Annotated in this window: 15 protein-coding genes; 7 read left to right on the forward strand and 8 right to left on the reverse strand. The window is 67.9% G+C overall.

What is annotated here, in order from left to right; all coding sequences use genetic code 11:
• A complete protein-coding gene (locus G6N46_RS02965; protein ID WP_061001225.1) occupies positions 1–207 on the reverse strand; it encodes a hypothetical protein in 207 nt (68 codons plus the stop codon).
• Positions 208–589: 382 nt separating this feature from the next.
• Here G6N46_RS02965 and G6N46_RS02970 point away from each other — a divergent pair, with 382 nt between their 5' ends.
• On the forward strand, positions 590–1,891 hold the full coding sequence (locus tag G6N46_RS02970; RefSeq protein ID WP_064859371.1) for a DUF7159 family protein: 1,302 nt from the start codon (positions 590–592) through the stop codon (positions 1,889–1,891).
• 103 nt (positions 1,892–1,994) lie between these two features.
• A complete protein-coding gene (locus tag G6N46_RS02975; RefSeq protein ID WP_407665074.1) occupies positions 1,995–2,759 on the forward strand; it encodes a L,D-transpeptidase in 765 nt (254 codons plus the stop codon).
• Here G6N46_RS02975 and G6N46_RS02980 read toward each other — a convergent pair.
• Positions 2,749–3,486: a helix-turn-helix domain-containing protein gene (locus G6N46_RS02980; RefSeq protein WP_061001247.1), complete on the reverse strand. Its 738-nt coding sequence runs from the start codon at positions 3,484–3,486 to the stop codon at positions 2,749–2,751. The genes G6N46_RS02975 and G6N46_RS02980 overlap by 11 nt on opposite strands.
• A gap of 139 nt (positions 3,487–3,625) precedes the next feature.
• Here G6N46_RS02980 and G6N46_RS02985 point away from each other — a divergent pair, with 139 nt between their 5' ends.
• Positions 3,626–3,967, forward strand: a complete 342-nt coding sequence (locus tag G6N46_RS02985) for a hypothetical protein (RefSeq protein WP_061001222.1) — start codon at positions 3,626–3,628, stop codon at positions 3,965–3,967.
• On the opposite strand, the gene G6N46_RS02990 is transcribed toward G6N46_RS02985, so the two are convergent.
• Positions 3,939–5,198: a cytochrome P450 gene (locus G6N46_RS02990; RefSeq protein ID WP_061001221.1), complete on the reverse strand. Its 1,260-nt coding sequence runs from the start codon at positions 5,196–5,198 to the stop codon at positions 3,939–3,941. The genes G6N46_RS02985 and G6N46_RS02990 overlap by 29 nt on opposite strands.
• Before the next feature lie 282 nt (positions 5,199–5,480).
• Here G6N46_RS02990 and G6N46_RS02995 point away from each other — a divergent pair, with 282 nt between their 5' ends.
• The gene (locus G6N46_RS02995) at positions 5,481–5,948 is read left to right on the forward strand and encodes a hypothetical protein (protein ID WP_061001220.1); all 468 of its coding nucleotides are present in this window, start codon (positions 5,481–5,483) and stop codon (positions 5,946–5,948) included.
• Here G6N46_RS02995 and G6N46_RS03000 read toward each other — a convergent pair.
• The gene (locus tag G6N46_RS03000; protein WP_163692566.1) at positions 5,945–6,655 is read right to left on the reverse strand and encodes a Crp/Fnr family transcriptional regulator; all 711 of its coding nucleotides are present in this window, start codon (positions 6,653–6,655) and stop codon (positions 5,945–5,947) included. The two genes, G6N46_RS02995 and G6N46_RS03000, sit on opposite strands and share 4 nt — an antisense overlap.
• Before the next feature lie 171 nt (positions 6,656–6,826).
• Between G6N46_RS03000 and G6N46_RS03005 the strand changes: the two genes are divergently transcribed.
• Positions 6,827–7,501, forward strand: coding sequence for a PAS and ANTAR domain-containing protein (locus G6N46_RS03005; protein WP_110783740.1), 675 nt, complete (start codon positions 6,827–6,829; stop codon positions 7,499–7,501).
• Here the strand turns inward: G6N46_RS03005 and G6N46_RS03010 are convergent, their stop codons facing one another.
• The 4 genes from G6N46_RS03010 to G6N46_RS03025 form a co-directional block, all read right to left on the reverse strand.
• Positions 7,502–9,742, reverse strand: a complete 2,241-nt coding sequence (locus tag G6N46_RS03010) for a molybdopterin-dependent oxidoreductase (protein ID WP_061001218.1) — start codon at positions 9,740–9,742, stop codon at positions 7,502–7,504. It abuts the gene before it with no gap.
• On the reverse strand, positions 9,739–10,308 hold the full coding sequence (locus G6N46_RS03015; protein WP_061001217.1) for a TetR/AcrR family transcriptional regulator: 570 nt from the start codon (positions 10,306–10,308) through the stop codon (positions 9,739–9,741). The genes G6N46_RS03010 and G6N46_RS03015 overlap by 4 nt, the downstream gene beginning before the upstream one ends.
• A gap of 155 nt (positions 10,309–10,463) precedes the next feature.
• Positions 10,464–11,597, reverse strand: a complete 1,134-nt coding sequence (locus G6N46_RS03020; protein ID WP_061001216.1) for a nitronate monooxygenase — start codon at positions 11,595–11,597, stop codon at positions 10,464–10,466.
• A gap of 137 nt (positions 11,598–11,734) precedes the next feature.
• Positions 11,735–12,523, reverse strand: a complete 789-nt coding sequence (locus G6N46_RS03025; protein WP_061001215.1) for an HAD family hydrolase — start codon at positions 12,521–12,523, stop codon at positions 11,735–11,737.
• Between the two features lie 59 nt (positions 12,524–12,582).
• Here G6N46_RS03025 and G6N46_RS03030 point away from each other — a divergent pair, with 59 nt between their 5' ends.
• Entirely contained in the window at positions 12,583–13,320 is a 738-nt protein-coding gene (locus tag G6N46_RS03030; RefSeq protein ID WP_061001214.1) for a glucose 1-dehydrogenase, read from the forward strand.
• A gap of 154 nt (positions 13,321–13,474) precedes the next feature.
• Entirely contained in the window at positions 13,475–16,342 is a 2,868-nt protein-coding gene (locus G6N46_RS03035; RefSeq protein ID WP_234880668.1) for a glycoside hydrolase family 2 protein, read from the forward strand.
• Positions 16,343–16,374: the final 32 nt, after the last annotated feature.

Here is a 16,374-nt window from a genome sequence, read left to right on the forward strand (position 1 = left end):
CTACCGGTTGACGAGCGGGAAGGCCGGCGCGCAGCCGCGTTCGATGGCGTGTGCCCAGGCGTCCTGTTCGGCAGAGGCCCGCAGGTGCCGGTGGCGCGCGGTCCAGCCGCAGGTGCAGGTTGCGTAGGAGCAGCCGAGGCCGCGGACGTGGACGCCCACCTCGCCGTGGGACACCGCGGTCGGTGTGGTGAGTGGGGGTGCCGTCATGATGCTGACCTCCTGGCTGGTCTTGCCGACGATTCTCCCGCCGCCCGATCACGGGGAGCAGTAGCGACAGGTCACAACTAGGCCACTGCATACCTCCACCGGCCTGCCTTCAAACGTGCGGCACATAACCGGGCCACGCCGTGCGGCCTCGGCGGAGATGGCAAATACTGATAACGGTTTGAACACAGCGCCGTGGCCAACTGGCAAATCACCGCAGGTCGGTGGCTTGCGGACGGGTGCATTGTGGCGCAGGTTACGGGTAAAGTCACCGGTCAAAGGGTGGCTTGTCTCACCGCGATTCCGGATAGTTCCCGCACGCCGAAGCGCGCGTCGTCGCCGGTCGTGCGCCGCCGTTATGCGTTTTTTTGAAGGGGTTGTTTGCGTGGACGCGGTGCTCGGGTTGGCCATGACTCCGTCGTCCATCGGCCTGGTTCTGGTCGAGGGCAACGACGTTGACGGTTTCACCATGGACCACGACGCCGTGGAGATCATGAACTCCGACGACGCCACCGCGGCCGTGCTGCGCAGCGAGGCGCTCGCGGCGACGCGGGGACTGCGGCTCAAGTCGATCGGACTGACCTGGAGCGACGACGCCGACGCCGAGGCCTCGATGCTCATGCAGTCGCTGTCGGAGTCCGGTTTCGACAACGTGGTGCCGGTGCGTTTCCCCGAGGCGAACGAGGCGGTGGCCCGCGGTATCGCCGACGCGCTGGGCTGTGGCACCACCGCGGTGTGCACCATCGAGCCGGAGTTTGCCATCACCATGATCGTGCATGCGGCCAGCGGCGCCGTCCACACGGCCGTGAACCACTCCATCGGCTCGCGGGCAGGGCTGACCAGCTGGCTCAGCGCGGTGTTCGCCCGTGCGGACTGGCAGCCGGAGGCCCTGGTGGTCATCGGTTCCGCAGGTAACTTCGAGGCGATCCTGCCGGGACTGCAGGACGCGCTCTCGGTGCCGGTCTTCACTCCGGAAGAAGCGGACCTGGCCCTCGCCCGCGGCGCGGCGCTGGTGTCGGTGCGGTCCGGCGACGCCGACCTGTCGGAGCCGTATTACTTCGGCGACGTGCCGCGCCCCGACGAATGGGCCGGCGAGGATTTCGGCTGGGATCCGACCTTCGACGCGTTCGAGGACGAGTTCGAGCGACCCGCGTTCGCGCCGGCCGGGCGGCACCGCTCGAGCGGTCCGTCGCGGTGGGAGAAGGTGCCTACGTCGCCCGCGCTGCCCCTGACCATGCTGGCCGTCGGGTCGACGGCGTTCGTGGCATCGGTGTCGATGGCGGTCACGCTGCAGTTCCTGCCCTCGCACGGCGCCGCCTCGACGTCCGTCACCAAGAGCCCGCGGCCCGCGGCCGCCGAGCAGGCTGTCGCGCCTGTCGAGCCTCCGACGGTGCACGTGGCGCCCGCCGCCGAGCCGTCGGCCGAGCTGTCGGCACCGGTCGAGGCCCCGCTGTCCGATGCGCCGATCGTCGAGCCGCAGGCGGCTCCCGTCGTCGAACCCGAACCGGCAGCGCAGCCCGACGGCCTGCCGCCCGCCGACGTGCCACCTGCCGCCACGGACATCCCGCCGGTGGAGATGCCGTCCAATGCGGTCGCGGTCGCGGTGCCGGCGGAAGCCCCGGCTCCGGCCGTTCCGGCGCCTGCCGACGCCGCGCCGCCCGCGGAGCCCGCCGCGCCGCCGCAGTAAACCCTGAGGTCGTTCCACATTCGCCGGGCCAGGAGCGCGCGCTGACCGAAGTAACGTCCGGAGCCGAACTACGATATGTAGTGAACGTATCTCGGACCGGAGGATGGACCCCTTGCCCAAAACTGTGCATTATGCGCTGGCCGTCGCCGCATCTGCGGTGATGATGCTGAGCGGCTCCGTGGGTGCTGCTGTCGCGGCGTTGCCCGAGGCCCTTCCGGTCGCCACGATCACGCCGAGCGGCGGCCCCGCCGTCGGTGTCGGGATGCCCGTCACGGTGACGTTCAGCCGGCCGGTCGCGGACCGGGGACGCGCCGAGCGGACCATCGAGTTCTCGTCACCGAAGATGACAACGGCGCCCGCCGGGACGTTCTCCTGGCTCGCGGACAACAAGATGCAGTTCACGCCGAGCACGTACTGGCCCGCGCACTCGTCCATCACGGTGTCGGTCGGCGGGTTCAAGCAGTCGTTCGAGACCGCCACGGCCACCCTCGGTGTCGCGAGCATCAGCGGGCACACCTTCACGGTGAGCATCGACGGTCAGGTTGTGAAGACCATGCCGGCGTCCATGGGCAAGCCCAAGCATCCGACACCGGTGGGGTCGTTCACCGCGATGTCCAAGGAGAATCCCGTCATCATGGATTCGCGGACCATCGGCATCCCGCTCAACGACCCCGAGGGTTACAAGCTGACGGTCTACTACGCCGTGCGGGTGACCTCGGGCGGCGTCTACGTGCACGCGGCGCCGTGGTCCGTTGCGCAGCAAGGCAGTTCGAACGTGAGTCACGGCTGCATCAACCTGAGCACCGACAACGCGCAGTGGTACTACAACCAGGTCAACATCGGCGACCCGATCGTCATCAACTCCTGAGCGCCTGCGCCGTCGCCTCGTCGGCGGGCAGGAACGCTTCGATGCTCAGCTCCACGGCGGTCAGGTCCAGCGCCGTGCCGAACGTGGTGACGGTGCTGATGAAGGTCAGCACCTGACCGTCCGGGCCGTCGATCACCAACGGCACCGCGACACCGCCGAGATCGGACGAGTCGACGTCACCACCGGGGTAGGCCTCGATCTCGGTCAGCAGGTCGTGAAGCTCCTGCGACGCGCTGGCGGAAACTTCGCGGCGCAGCCGTCCGAGCACGTGGTGCCGCCACTGTCCGAGATTGCGGATCCGGGGCGCCAGCCCGTCCGGGTGCAGTGAGATGCGAAGCGCGTTGGGCGATTCGAGCAACCGGGGAGCGACGTCCTGGAGCAGCACCGCGATGCCGGCGTTGGCGGCGACGATGTTCCACAGGTGGTCGACGGCCAGGCAGGGGAACGGCTCGTATGCGGCGAGGACGCGATCGATCCCGGTGCGTACCGCGCTCATCTCCGGGTCGTCGAGCGACCGCTCGGCGAACACGGGTGCATGACCCGCGGCCAGGAGCAGCCGATTCTGTTCGCGCGCAGGGACATCGAGCACGCTGCCGAGCTTGAGCACCATGGCGCGGCTCGGCGTCGACCGGCCGGTCTCGATGAAGCTGAGATGGCGTGCCGAGACGTCCGCCTCGATCGCCAGGTCGAGCTGGCTGATGCGCCGCCGCTGGCGCCACTGCCGCATCAGCGCTCCGAAGGGTTGCGGCGAATGTGGCGGGGCGGCGCTGGCGACGGTCACGATCCCAGTGTCGCGGTTGGCCGTCCCGGTGGCGACTACCTGTCAGGTAATTGCGGCGATTACCTGGTGCGGACAGTCTCGAATCATGCGCACGAACCCCGCAAACCAACCGCCGACCCAGTCCCCGCCAGTCTGGCTGCGGGCCGTCATGGCCGCCGACCGAACCGGATCGGCCTGGTACGTCGGTACCGGATTCTTCTTCGCGCCGGTATTGCTGCTGGTGTCGCCATGGCCCGCGCTGACGAATGTGCTGTGGGTGGTCATCGCCGTCACCGGCTTGTGGCTCGGTCTGCTCGGCGTCGCGATGGCGACCGGTCTCGCGATGGTGCTGCGCTCCGGCGCGGAGCTGTCCGACGATTACTGGCAGTCGCTGCTCGATTATCCGGACGGGCCCAAGATCACTGCGCGACAGCTGATTTCGCGTTAGCGCCGGTGTAGTCGACCTGCCAGTGCTTGATGCCGTTCAGCCAGCCGGACCGCAGCCGCTCCGGCTCGCTGAGCGGACGCAGGTCCGGGAGATGGTCGGCGATGGCGTTGAACATCAGGTCGATCGTCATGCGGGCCAGGTTCGCCCCGATGCAGTAGTGAGCGCCGGTCCCGCCGAACCCGACGTGCGGATTCGGGTCCCGCATGATGTTGAACGTGTACGGGTCGTCGAACACTTCTTCGTCGAAGTTGGCCGACCGGTAGAACATCACCACCCGCTGGCCCTTCTTGATCGGCACTCCGCTGAGCTCGGTGTCCTGCGTCGCGGTGCGCTGGAACGAGGTGACCGGCGTCGCCCAGCGGACGATCTCGTCGGCTGCCGTCGCCGGACGTTCGCGCTTGAACAGTTCCCACTGGTCCGGGTGCTCGGCGAAGGCCATCATGCCCTGCGTGATGGTGTTGCGGGTCGTCTCGTTGCCCGCCACCGCCAGCAGGATGACGAAGAATCCGAACTCGTCGTCCGAGAGCTTGTGGCCCTCGACGTCGGCCTGCACCAGCCGGGTCACCAGATCGTCGCGCGGATTGGCGCCCCGGTCGGCGGCCATGGCCATGCCGTACATGATCAGCTCGACCGACGCCGTGATGGCGTCATTGCCCGCGAATTCGGGGTCCATGTCGCCGACCATCTGATTGGACCAGTGGAACAGCTTCTTCCGGTCTTCCTGCGGTACCCCCATCAACCCCGCGATCGCCTGCAGCGGCAGCTCACACGACACCTGCTCGACGAAATCGCCGTAGCCCTGGGTGGCCGCCTCCTGCACGATCTGTTGTGCGCGCCGGCTCAGCTCGTCGCGCAGTAATTCGATGGCCCGCGGCGTGAACATGCGCGAGATGATCTTGCGCAGGTGGGTGTGGTGCGGCGCGTCCATGTTCAGCAGCACGAATTTCCCGCGCTCGATCTGCTCGGTGACGGTGCCGTCCTGGTACCGGGGAATGGCTGTCTTCACCTGGCTGGAGAACACGTCGCTGCGGCGGGACACTTCCTTGACGTCCTTGTGTCGCGTCACCACCCAGTAGCCACCATCGTCGAAGCCACCCTTGCCCATGGGCTGTTCGTTCCACCAGATCGGCGCGACGTGGCGCAGTTCGGCCAGCTCCGTGACCGGCAGCCGCTGCGCATAGATATCGGGGTCGGTGAAGTCGAATCCGGCTGGGATATCGGGTGCCGCCATGTGACGCTCCTCACTCTGCAACGTGTTCCAATTTAGTACCGCGTGCCGGTCGGAGCCGCAAGGTTATGCCGATAATTCGGCGCAGATTCTGGGCGAATGTCGATGCCCGCCGAAGGGCCGCGCACTATTCGTCGTAGCCGATCCGGCTGGTGCGGGACCGTCACGGCGCGGGACGCCGGCAGGGATTCGTACGGCCGCACCACATTGATCCGGCAAATTCCCAGCAATACCGCAGTCACCTGTAGCACCATTGGTTACCGCAGACGGACGGGAGGGCAACACATGAGAATCCTGGACAGCGTCAAGTTCCGCGCCGTAGGTCTGGCCTGCGCAGCGTTGCTGCTGCCGATCACGCCGGCGGCCGCCGCGTGGGCCGACGACACCACCGCGCCGGTCGACCAGTCGGCCGCGCCGATCGATCCGCCGCCGCCCGCGGATCCCAAGCCGGCTCCGGTCGGCAAGCCGGTCCCGGTGGCAAATGCCGCACCGGTGCCGCACCTGTCCAGTCCCGAGAATCTGCCGCCGTACACCACGACCACCGCGGAAGGGTCGCAGGACACCGACCAGCTGTCGTATCTGCGCGATGTGTGGCATGCCGTCCAGGAGCGCGAGATCAGCCCGAAGCAGGCCCTCGTGCTGCTGGCGCAGCGCCCGATGGACGCCGACGCGGCACCGCCCGCGGGGATGCCCGCCGGTCCGCAGGCGCCGGTCGCCGCTCCGGCGCCCGCCCCGGAGGACCCGGTCGGCTAGTTCGGCCGGCCGGCGTCGCGCACTGCCGTGAGTGCCTGGTCGACAACCCGGTAGCACTCGCACGCGATCTGCCGTAGTCCGGCGCGGTCGACGATCTCGATGTTGCCGCGCCGGTAGGTGATCAGGCCCTCGCGCTGCATCCGCGCCGCTGTGTCGGAGATCGTCGGGCGCTGCACGCCCAGCATCTGCGAGAGGCTTTCCTGGGTGCTCGAGAACTGTTGGCAGTCGTAGCGGTCATGAGCGGCCAGGAGCCAGCGCGCCAACCGGGCCCGCGCCGAGTGCTGGCTGATGCACAGCACGTTCTGCGCCATCTGGATGAGCAGATAGTCGGTGAACCGGTCGATGGCGTCGTGCCACGGCCCGCCTTCTGTGGTCGCCCGGAGAAATTCCGCGACCGGAACGTAGGCGGTGTCGCCGGCGCACCAGCAGATGACGGTCTGGCGGCTGTTGCGCGCGCCCAGGTGGCCGGCGATGCCGACCAGGCCTTCTGATCCGACGGTGCCCACTTCGATCCCGGCGCCGTGTTCCGATTCGGCCAGGACCGAATAGACCGAATCGAGGGGAAAGTGGATGTGGCTCAACGGGTTTCCGGCCCGTTGCGCGACATGACCGATGGGGCTGAAGTCGACCTGGATGTGCGGCAGCAATCGATCGAGGCGGTCGCTGTCGAATGTTGCGAGCACCGCGTTGCGGTGCAGATCGCTCACCGCAGCCCCATGCCCACTCATGCAAGCTACTCGACACGTGCGCCGTCCCGATACGGTCTCGCCGCTTTCGGTGTTTGCTATGTCAGAGAGCTGACATAGCGGCTAGTATTTGCGGGCCGACGGTCAGCACGGCCTGGCATAGCCCTCATAGAGATCGACGATTGGTTCCGTATGCCTGATGCACTGGCCGATGATGCCGATGCCGACAACGCGTCCGAGCACTGGGAAGTCGCCGCGGTATTGGCCGGTGGCGATTCGCCGAAAGCCGGCGGATTCAAGTTCTTCGTCGCCGATCAGCGGTGGGTGTGGTCCGAAGAGGTGGCCCGCATGCACGGGTACGCGCCGGGACAGGTGGAGCCCACGACCGAGTTGCTGCTGAGCCACAAACACCCCGACGACCGGGCCCGGGTGGCCGAAATACTGGACCGCGTGCGGTCGGGAGGCCTGTTCAGCAGTCGGCACCGGATCATCGACGTCGATGGCAAGACCCACTGGATGGTGGTGGTCGGTGACCACGTGACCGACGAGTCGGGTCAGGCGATCGGGACGCAGGGCTACTACGTCGATGTCACCGAAACCATGCAGGCCGACCTCACCTCGGAGATCAAAGAGGTCGTGAAATCCCGTGCCACCATCGAGCAGGCCAAGGGCATCCTGATGGCGGCATACGGCATCGACGCCGACCGCGCCTTCGACATCCTGACGTGGCGCTCGCAGCTGACGCACGTCAAGGTCAAGACCGTCGCGGCACAGTTTCTCGAGGCCGTCATGCGGGAGGGGCTGTCGCCCGAAAGCGTCAGCACCATCGACCGGCTGCTCCTGCCGAACGACCCGGTCGCCACCTAGTCAGGCCGTCAGCGCCTCGATCCGGGCCGGCACGTGCTTGTGCCAGGGGGTCCCCGCGAACGCGTCGCGCCAGTCCGCCGAGGTCAGGTTGTTGGGCGCCACACCGGGCACCCGCTTCCCGCCGTCGGCCTCGGTGAAGTCCACGCCGAACCCGTTGGGCAGCGAGGCGTGGCCGGGCAGCATGACGTCGGTGACCTCCACCGCGGCTTCCGCGGTGCCGGCGGCGGTCGTGATCCGGGCCCGGCCGCCGTCGACCAGTCCCAGTTCCGCGGCGTCTTCCACGCTGACCCGCAGTGCGCCGTCGGCGTCGCGCCGGCGCCAGTCCGGGTCCCGGATGATGTCGTTGGCGGTGAACGCCCGTCGCTCGCCGGCCGAGAGCACGATCGGGTACTCGTCGGAGATCAGCGGCGGCCGGTCGGTGGCGAGCGCGCCGAGTTCTGTGAGCATCTCGGGTATCTCGAGCGCGAACCGGCGGTCGGCGTGGGTGACCAGGCTCCAGTCGTCCTCGTATTCGTGCACCGTGAACGTCACCCCGGACCGGCCTTCGAGGATCGCGGTGAACAGCGCGTTGCCGTCCGCATGACCGGCCCGCCGGACCGCGTCGGGATACGTCATCGCGGCCTTCTGCGCCAGCCCCCACAACGCGGCCGCGCCGGCCAGTCCGTCCGGCAGCGTCGGGCCCAGGGTTTCGTACAGCACGTACGGCAGCACCCGGCCGAGCGACGGATTGGCGCCGACCGCGCCGAAGAAGGCTCCGAGATAGGCGTCGAGGCCCTCGCGGGCGGCCCGGCGCAGCGGGTCGAGTTCGCCGTCGTCGACGACGCCGAGCGCGCGGACCAGCCGCGCCCAGATCTCGGGTTCGGGCAGGGTGCCGGGCAGCGGCGTCATCAGCCGGTGGCGCAGATGGAAGGTGTTGTGCGGGAACTCGAGGTTGAAGAACGTGGCCTCGGGTTTCTCGAACTGGCTCGCCGCCGGCAGCACGTAGTGGGCCAACCGGGCGGTCTCGGTCATCGCGACGTCGATGACGACCAGCAGCTCCAGCGCGCCGAGCGCTTCCTGCACCGCGGCGGAGTCGGCGATCGAATGCGCGGGGTTACTGCTCTCGACGATCATGGCGCGGAAGCGGTCCGGGTGGTCGGTCAGGATCTCCTGCGGCACGACGTTGGACGGCAGCAGCCCGGCGATGATGGGCGCGCCGGTCACCGGCGAGCGGCCCACGCCACCCGCCGCGAACAGTGGCGCGAACGACGAATGCAGATGCTGCGCACCGCGTTTGGCGAAGCTGCCGGTCAGGATCCACAACATCTTGTTGAGGTAGGAGCACAAGGTGCTGTTGGGCGCCTGCTGCACACCGAGGTCCTCGAACACCGAAACGCTTGCCGCTGCGGCAATCCTGCGCGCCGCGGCGCGCAACAGGTCGGCGTCGACGCCGCAGCGCCGGGCGAACTCGTCGACGTCCACAGCGCGCAGGGCGTCCCGCACCGGTTCGACGCCGGTGACGTGTTCGGCGAGAAACGCCTCGTCGCAGAGGTTTTCCTGGACCAGGACCGCGGCCAGGGCCGACAAGCACCAGGCGTCCGTCCCGGGCCGGACCCGCAGGTGGAAGTCGGCCATCTTGGCGGTGTCGGTGAGTACGGGATCGATGACGATCATCGACCGCTGCGGATCTTTCGCGATGTCCTGCAGCACGGTACGGGCGCGCGGGAAACTCTGCGACATCCACGGGTTCTTCCCGATGAACACCGATACGTCGGCGTGCTCGAACTCGCCGCGGGTGTGTCCGCCGTAGAGCTGTGCGTCGACCCAGAACTCACCGGTCTTCTCCTGCGCCAACGCATTCGACCGGTACCGGCTGCCGAGCGCCTTGAGGAAGGCGCCGCTGTAGGCGCCGCCGAGGTGATTGCCCTGGCCGCCGCCGCCGTAGTAGAAGATCTTGTCACCACCATGCTCGTCGCGGACCCGCGCGAAGCCGTCGGCGATCTCGGAAATCGCGGTGTCCCAGTCGATTTCCTCGTAGGTGCCGTCGGGCCGCCGGCGCATCGGCGAGGTGAGACGGTCGCGGTTGTTCTGGTAGTGGTCCAGCCGCAGTGCCTTGTTGCAGGTATAGCCCTGCGAGGCCGGATGTGCCTTGTCCCCGCGGATTTTCGACAGCGTCCGGCCCTCGAGCTGGACGACGATGCCGCAGTTGCACTCGCACAGGATGCAGGCGGTCGACTGCCAGTCGGCCTGGGTTTGGGTCATGACGGCGCCTTCCGTTGGGTGAGGGCGGCAGTTACGAGGGTGCGCAGCTGCCGATGCACGAGGTCCAATGGGGTGATGGAAGCGGTGGTGCGGGCCACCAGCACGGCGCCTTCGATGGCGGTGGTGGCGAGCATGGCCAGTTCGGCGGCTTGTTCGGCGGATGCACCGTCGGCGCGCAGCTGTGCTTCGAGCTGGGCGAGCCAGCGGGTGAAGGCGGCGGCGGCCCGTTCGATGACGGGCGGGTTGTCGGCCTCGACCGCGACCGCGACCACGGGGCAGCCGGCCCGGAAGCCGGTCTCGGTGAGTTGCGTGCGGAAGCCGTCGACCAGCACGTCGAGTGCCTCGAGTGCGGTGCCGGCCTTCGCGATCCGGCGGGCGATGTGCTCGCTGGCGAAATCGATTGCCTCGCAGAGCAGTTCGGTGCGACCACCCGGGAAGTGATGGTACGCCGAGCCGCGGGGTGCCCCGCTGTGGGCGAGCACGTCCGAGATGGCCGTCGATTGCGCGCCGCGCTCGCGGATGAGCAGTGCCGCAGACACGATCATGCGTTCACGTGGACCAGACATCCGCGCCCTTCCGGTGGATTATGTATGCAACCATACATAATCCAGGGTCACGGGTCCATGCCCCGTGCCGAAATCAGTTACGCCTCGGATCGCAGTCGCATACTGACCACGATCCGAGGCGCAAACGGCGGTGTGCTCGGGTAGCTACGCCTCGATCACACGGACGCGGCTTCGTTCAGTTCCTCGAGCCGGCCGGTGGCCTCCAGGTACTCCTGCACCCAGCGCTCGATCACCGCGGCGGTCTTCTCGACCTTCGTGAACTGGCCGACCACCTGGCCGACGGGGTTGAACGCGACGTCGACGCTCTCGTTGGGGTACTTGTGCGTGGCCGCCACCGCCATGCCGGAAACCATGTACTGCAACGGCATTCCGAGCGGCTTCGGGTTGCCTTCCTTCTCCCACGCCTCGGTCCAGTCGTTGCGCAGCATCCGCGCCGGCTTGCCGGTGAACGACCGGCTGCGCACGGTGTCCTTGCTGCTGGCCTTGGCGTAGGCGGCGTGCTGCTGCTCGGAGTGTTCGCTCTCCTCGACCATCACCCACTGTGAACCGGTCCACGCGCCCTGTGCGCCGAGCGCCAGCGCCGCGGCGATCTGCTGGCCGCTGCCGATGCCACCGGCGGCCAGCACCGGCACCGGCGCGACCTCCTTGACCACCTGCGGCCACAGCACGATCGAGCCGATCTCACCGCTGTGCCCGCCGGCCTCGCCGCCCTGGGCGATGATGATGTCGACGCCCGCGTCGGCGTGCTTGCGGGCCTGCGACGGCGAGCCGCACAGCGCGGCGACCTTGCGGCCCTCGGCATGGATGTGGTCGATCATGTCCTTCGGCGGGGTGCCCAGCGCGTTGGCGATCAGCGTGCACTTCGGGTGCTGCAGCGCGACCTCGACCTGCGGGGTCGCGGTGGCCTCGGTCCAGCCGAGCAGCTGCAGGGCGTCGTCGTCGCTGTGGTCGACCGGCACGCCGTGGTCGGCGAGGAGCTTCTTCGCGAAGTCCAGGTGCTCCTGCGGCACCAGCGCGTTGAGCTGCTTCTTGAGCACGTCGGGATCCAGGTCGACCTGATCCATGCCCTCGTACTTGTTGGGGATGACGATGTCGACGCCGTAGGGGTGGTCGCCGATGTTCTCGTCGATCCACTTCAGCTCGATCTCGAGCTGTTCGGGGGAGAAGCCGACCGCGCCCAGGACGCCGAAGCCGCCGGCTTTGCTGACGGCCACGACCACGTCGCGGCAGTGGGTGAAGGCGAAGATCGGGTATTCGATGCCGAGTTGGTCGCAGATAGCGGTACGCATTGGGGTTCCTTGTGCTGGGGCCGAGGCGGAAGCGGCAAAACTGAAACGTGTTCTAATTTAGTACCGCGTGACGGTCCGGCGCGCAAGGCTACGCGCGGATTCGGGCCCAGATTTCGGGCGACGACCGTTCCAGAAGCTCAGCGACGGGTGAGTCGTCGTAGCCAGCCCGGCCGAGCGCTGGGCGCGGCGGCCGCGCGGACCACCGTCCACCCGAGTCGCTCCGCTTCGGCGGCCAGCCCGGGCCGCGGATTGACCGGAATCGGGTGCCCCACGACGCGCATCAGCGGCAGGTCCTCGTCGCCGTCGGCGTAGAAGTAACTCTGTTGCAGGTCAACCTGATTCGCCTGGCTGAACGCCTCGACCGCGGCGGCCTTGCGGTGGCCCCAGACGATGGGCCGCACGATGTCGCCGGTGAGGGCGCCGTCGGCATCGACGGTGAAGTGATTGCAGATGACGTGCTCGACCCCGAGATAACGGGCCAGCGGCATGACATGCATGGTCAGGGCCGACGAACTCAGCACCACCGTGTGGCCGGACCGCTGGTGGGCGCGCACGACCTCGCGCATGGTCGGGAAAATCCTGGCCTGCACGTGGCTGTGGAACAGCTGCTCGCCGAGTGCCTCCTGCTCGGCGAGGGACTCGCCGCGCAGGTAGCCGGCGGCGCGCACCAGCAAGCGCTCGAACTCCATGCGGCGCAACTTGTATCGCACCGTCGCCTCGAGAATTCCGGTGAGCTCACCGAAAGCCGCCTGCCGCTGCCGGAACCGGTGGGCGGCATGCACGGTCGCGATGAAACCGGACACCAGCGTGCCGTCGACGTCGAAGAACGCGCCGACGTTCGACTTCTCCGCGCCGGCGTCCGCGGTGTCATCGGCGTCGATCGCAGCGATCGGCCCCGTGATCGGTCCGGCGTTCGGCGCAGACATGCTGACCAGTATGCCGGGCCTCCCGGCTACCCATCGGCCGGACGGTAGCGTGACCCGGCATGGGACGCGTGGACGGAAAAGTTGCACTGATCACTGGCGGCGCTCGGGGGATGGGCGCGGCGCACGCCCGGATGCTGGTCGGCGAGGGTGCCAAGGTCGTCATCGGCGACATCCTCGATGAGCCGGGCGAGGCGCTGGCCGCCGAACTCGGGGACGCCGCCCGCTACGTCCACCTCGACGTCACCGACGCCGAGCAGTGGGCGGCCGCGGTCGCCACGGCCACCGAACAGTTCGGCCTGCTCAACGTGCTGGTCAACAACGCCGGCATCAGTGCCCTCGGCAAGATCGGCGAGTTCGACATGGCCAAGTGGCAGAAGTGCATCGACGTCAACCTCACCGGCACCTTCCTGGGCATGCAGGCCGTGGTCGCGCCGATGCGGGAGGCCGGCAGCGGCTCGATCATCAACATCTCGTCCATCGAGGGCATGCGCGGCGCGACGCTGCTGCATGCATACGTCGCGTCCAAGTGGGCGGTGCGCGGGCTGACCAAATCGGCGGCCATCGACCTGGGCAAGGACAAGATCCGCGTCAACACGGTGCTGCCGGGCTTCATCCGCACGCCGATGACGAAGTACTTTCCCGACGACATGATGATCGCGCCGCTGGGCCGTCCCGGGCAGTCCGATGAGGTAGCGACCTTTGTGGTGTTCCTGGCCAGCGACGAATCGTCGTTTGCCACCGGCAGCGAGTTCGTCGTCGACGGCGGTCTGACGACCGACGTGCCACACAAGTTCTGACCTCAGCGATTCCGGAACTGCCGGTCTGACGGGGCACAATGAGGTGCCCCCACATCGCGCATTCGGTTGTAGAAGCGCGTTCAGATGCTGTCGTTTCGGAGGGAGCAGGGCTATCTCAACCGAGTTGCGCCGCGGTGCAGTGCTGGGTGCCGTCATGTCTCTGGTGCTGCTGTTCGCGTGCACCGGCGATCTGCCGCGCCTGCTGAGGCCCATGAGCGCAGCTGCCGAAGTGGAGCTCGCGCAAGGCTGGCAGCTGTCGTCCGCACAGGGCATGGTGGCCACCGGCGCGCAACTCAGCCTCGACGGATTCCCGGCCGCCGGGCCCGGCTGGCACCAGGTGCGGCACATGCCCGCGACGGTGCTCGAGACACTGCAGGACGACGGCACCTACCCGGACCTCTACTACGGCGACAACCTGCTGACCAAGGTGCCGCAGGACCTGTACAAGCAGGACTGGTGGTACCGCACCACCTTCGTCGCACCGGCGGGGCACTCGACGTACCGGCTCAACTTTCCCGGCATCAACTACCGGGCCGAGATCTGGCTCAACGGGCATCAGGTCGCCGACAGCAAGCAGGTCGCGGGCATGTACGTCGACCACACCCTCGACGTGTCGAAGTGGATCGACCGCGGCCGCACCAACACCCTCGCCGTCAAGGTGACCCCGGAGCGCGCGCTGCAGGACGTCGACGGCGTGGAGCTGGCCGACAGCTGGTTCGACTGGATCAACTGGAACTACCTCGGCTATCAGGGCCCCGGTAAGAACCCGGCCAACGGCAACTCGTTCGTGGCGGACCGCAACGCCGGCATCCTCAAGCCCGTCACCCTGAAGATGTCCGGCGACGTGGCGATCACCGACGCGACCGTGAACAGCCAGCTGCCGTTGCCGCGCACCGACAGCGCCCAGCTGAGCGTCCGGTCGGGCCTGACCAACTACTCCGACCAGCGCGTCAACGGCGTCGTCCGGGCAACCATCAGCCGCGCCGGCAAGGCCGACATCGACATCGAACGGCCGGTGTCGCTCGCGCCGGGGGAGAGCCGCGACGTCACGTTCAGCCCCGGCGACTATGAGGCGCTGCGCGTCTCCCATCCGGACCTGTGGTGGCCGTACACCATGGGCAGGCCCGACCTGTACGACCTGCGGATCCACTTCCTGCAGTACGGGCAGGCCACCGACGAGCTGAAGCAGCGCTTCGGCATCCGGTCCATCGAGCAGGGCCGCGACGGCAGCGAGGAGTTCCCGCAACTGGGCTCCGGCGGCAACTTCTACCTCAAGGTCAACGGCCGCGACTTCCTGGCGCGCGGCGCCACCTACACCCCCGATCTGCTGTACCGCGACGATCCCGACCGCGACAATGCGATCCTGCGCTACGTCAAGGATCTGGGTCTGAACATGATCCGGATGGAATCGAAGATTCCCGGCGCCCGTTTCATCGAGCGGGCCGACGAACTGGGCATCCCGCTCATGGTGGGCTGGATGTGCTGTAACCAGTGGGAGAAGTGGCCGCAGTGGGGCCAGGAAGACCACCGGGTCGCGCAGGACAGCCTGCGCTCGCAGATCACGATGTTGCGATCGCACGCGTCGGCGTTCGTCTGGGCCAATGCCAGCGACGGGCACCCGCCCGCCGACATCCTCGAGCAGTACCACGAGATTCTGCGAAAGCTGCACTGGCAGAACGCCGTTGTCGACACCGTGTCGTCCTACACGACCGATTCGTCGGGCAACCGCCTGTGGGACGGCATCCAGATGGCCGGCCCGTACACGTGGCGGCCGCCCGCGTACTGGTTCGACGGTGCGTACGCCGCCGCCCGCGGCGCGTCGGCCGAACAGGGCGACAACGAGCACATCCCGCCGTTCGCGAGCCTGCGCAAGTTCATCCCGCCGGACAAGCTCTGGCCCATCAACGACATGTGGTACTTCCACGCCGGTTCCAACCCCGGCAACGAGGCCCTCGCGAGCATCCGCAACGCCGTCGTGCAGCGCTACGGATCCTCCAGTGGCGCCGAGGAATTCACGCGCAAGGCGCAGCTGGCCCACTACGAGGCGACGCGGGCCCAGTTCGAGTCGTTCGCCGCCCTGGGCTGGGCGGACCGCAAGATGACGATCTACTGGATGCTCAACAACCACTGGCCGTCGTTCTTCGGCAACATCTTCGACTACTACCTGCGGCCCGGCGGTGCGTACTACGGCGCGAAGAAGGGCCTGCAGCCGCTGTCGGTGACGTTCGATTCGTATGCGACCGGCGACCACAGCACCGCCAAGGTCAGCATCACCAACCAGAGCCCGGAGAACGCCGTCGGCCTCCGGGTGCGCACCCGCATCTACGACATCAACGGGAACGTGCGTGACGACCGCACCAGCGACCCGTACGACGTCGTCTCCGGTGCCGCTGCCGTGGCGATGACGCTGCCGCGCGAAGTGCCGGACTCGCGCGTGTTCTTCGTGCGGTGCGAGCTGCTGAACCCGGTCGGTGAAGTCATCGCGGACAACGACTACTGGCAGTCGCAGCAGGACGACATCGGAGATCCCCGCAAGGACGTCGCCTTCGAGCTGCACCAGACCGCGTGGGCGGACATGACGCCGCTGAACTACATGACGAAGGCCCGCCTGGACGTCAGCGCGGCCGGTTCGGTGAACGGTGACGGCCAGCAGGTCGTCGACATCACGCTGCGCAACCCGACCAAGCAGGTCGCGTTCTTCGAGCGGGCCGAGCTGACCACCGCCCCGGATGCCGACGAAATCCTGCCCATCGAGTACAGCGACAACTACGTCACGGTGTATCCGGGGGAGACCGCGCACGTGCGGGGCCTGGTGCCCAAACCCGGTGTGAACGCGGGCTGGGTTCGGGTCGGTGGCTACAACACGGCGCCGGTGACGGTCCCGGTGACGGGCAGCAACCGGCCGGCGGACTCGGCGGAGGCGGCCTCCCGCGCCGCGATCGCCGACCCTGGCCTGGCGGAGCCCGCCCCCCGGCCTGCGGCGCCCGACGCGGTACCGCGGGTCCCGAGGCCGGGCGCATAGGACATGATGAAGGCACACACGAAGGAGAGACA

The organism is Mycolicibacterium phocaicum (assembly GCF_010731115.1).
Classification (GTDB): domain Bacteria; phylum Actinomycetota; class Actinomycetes; order Mycobacteriales; family Mycobacteriaceae; genus Mycobacterium; species Mycobacterium phocaicum.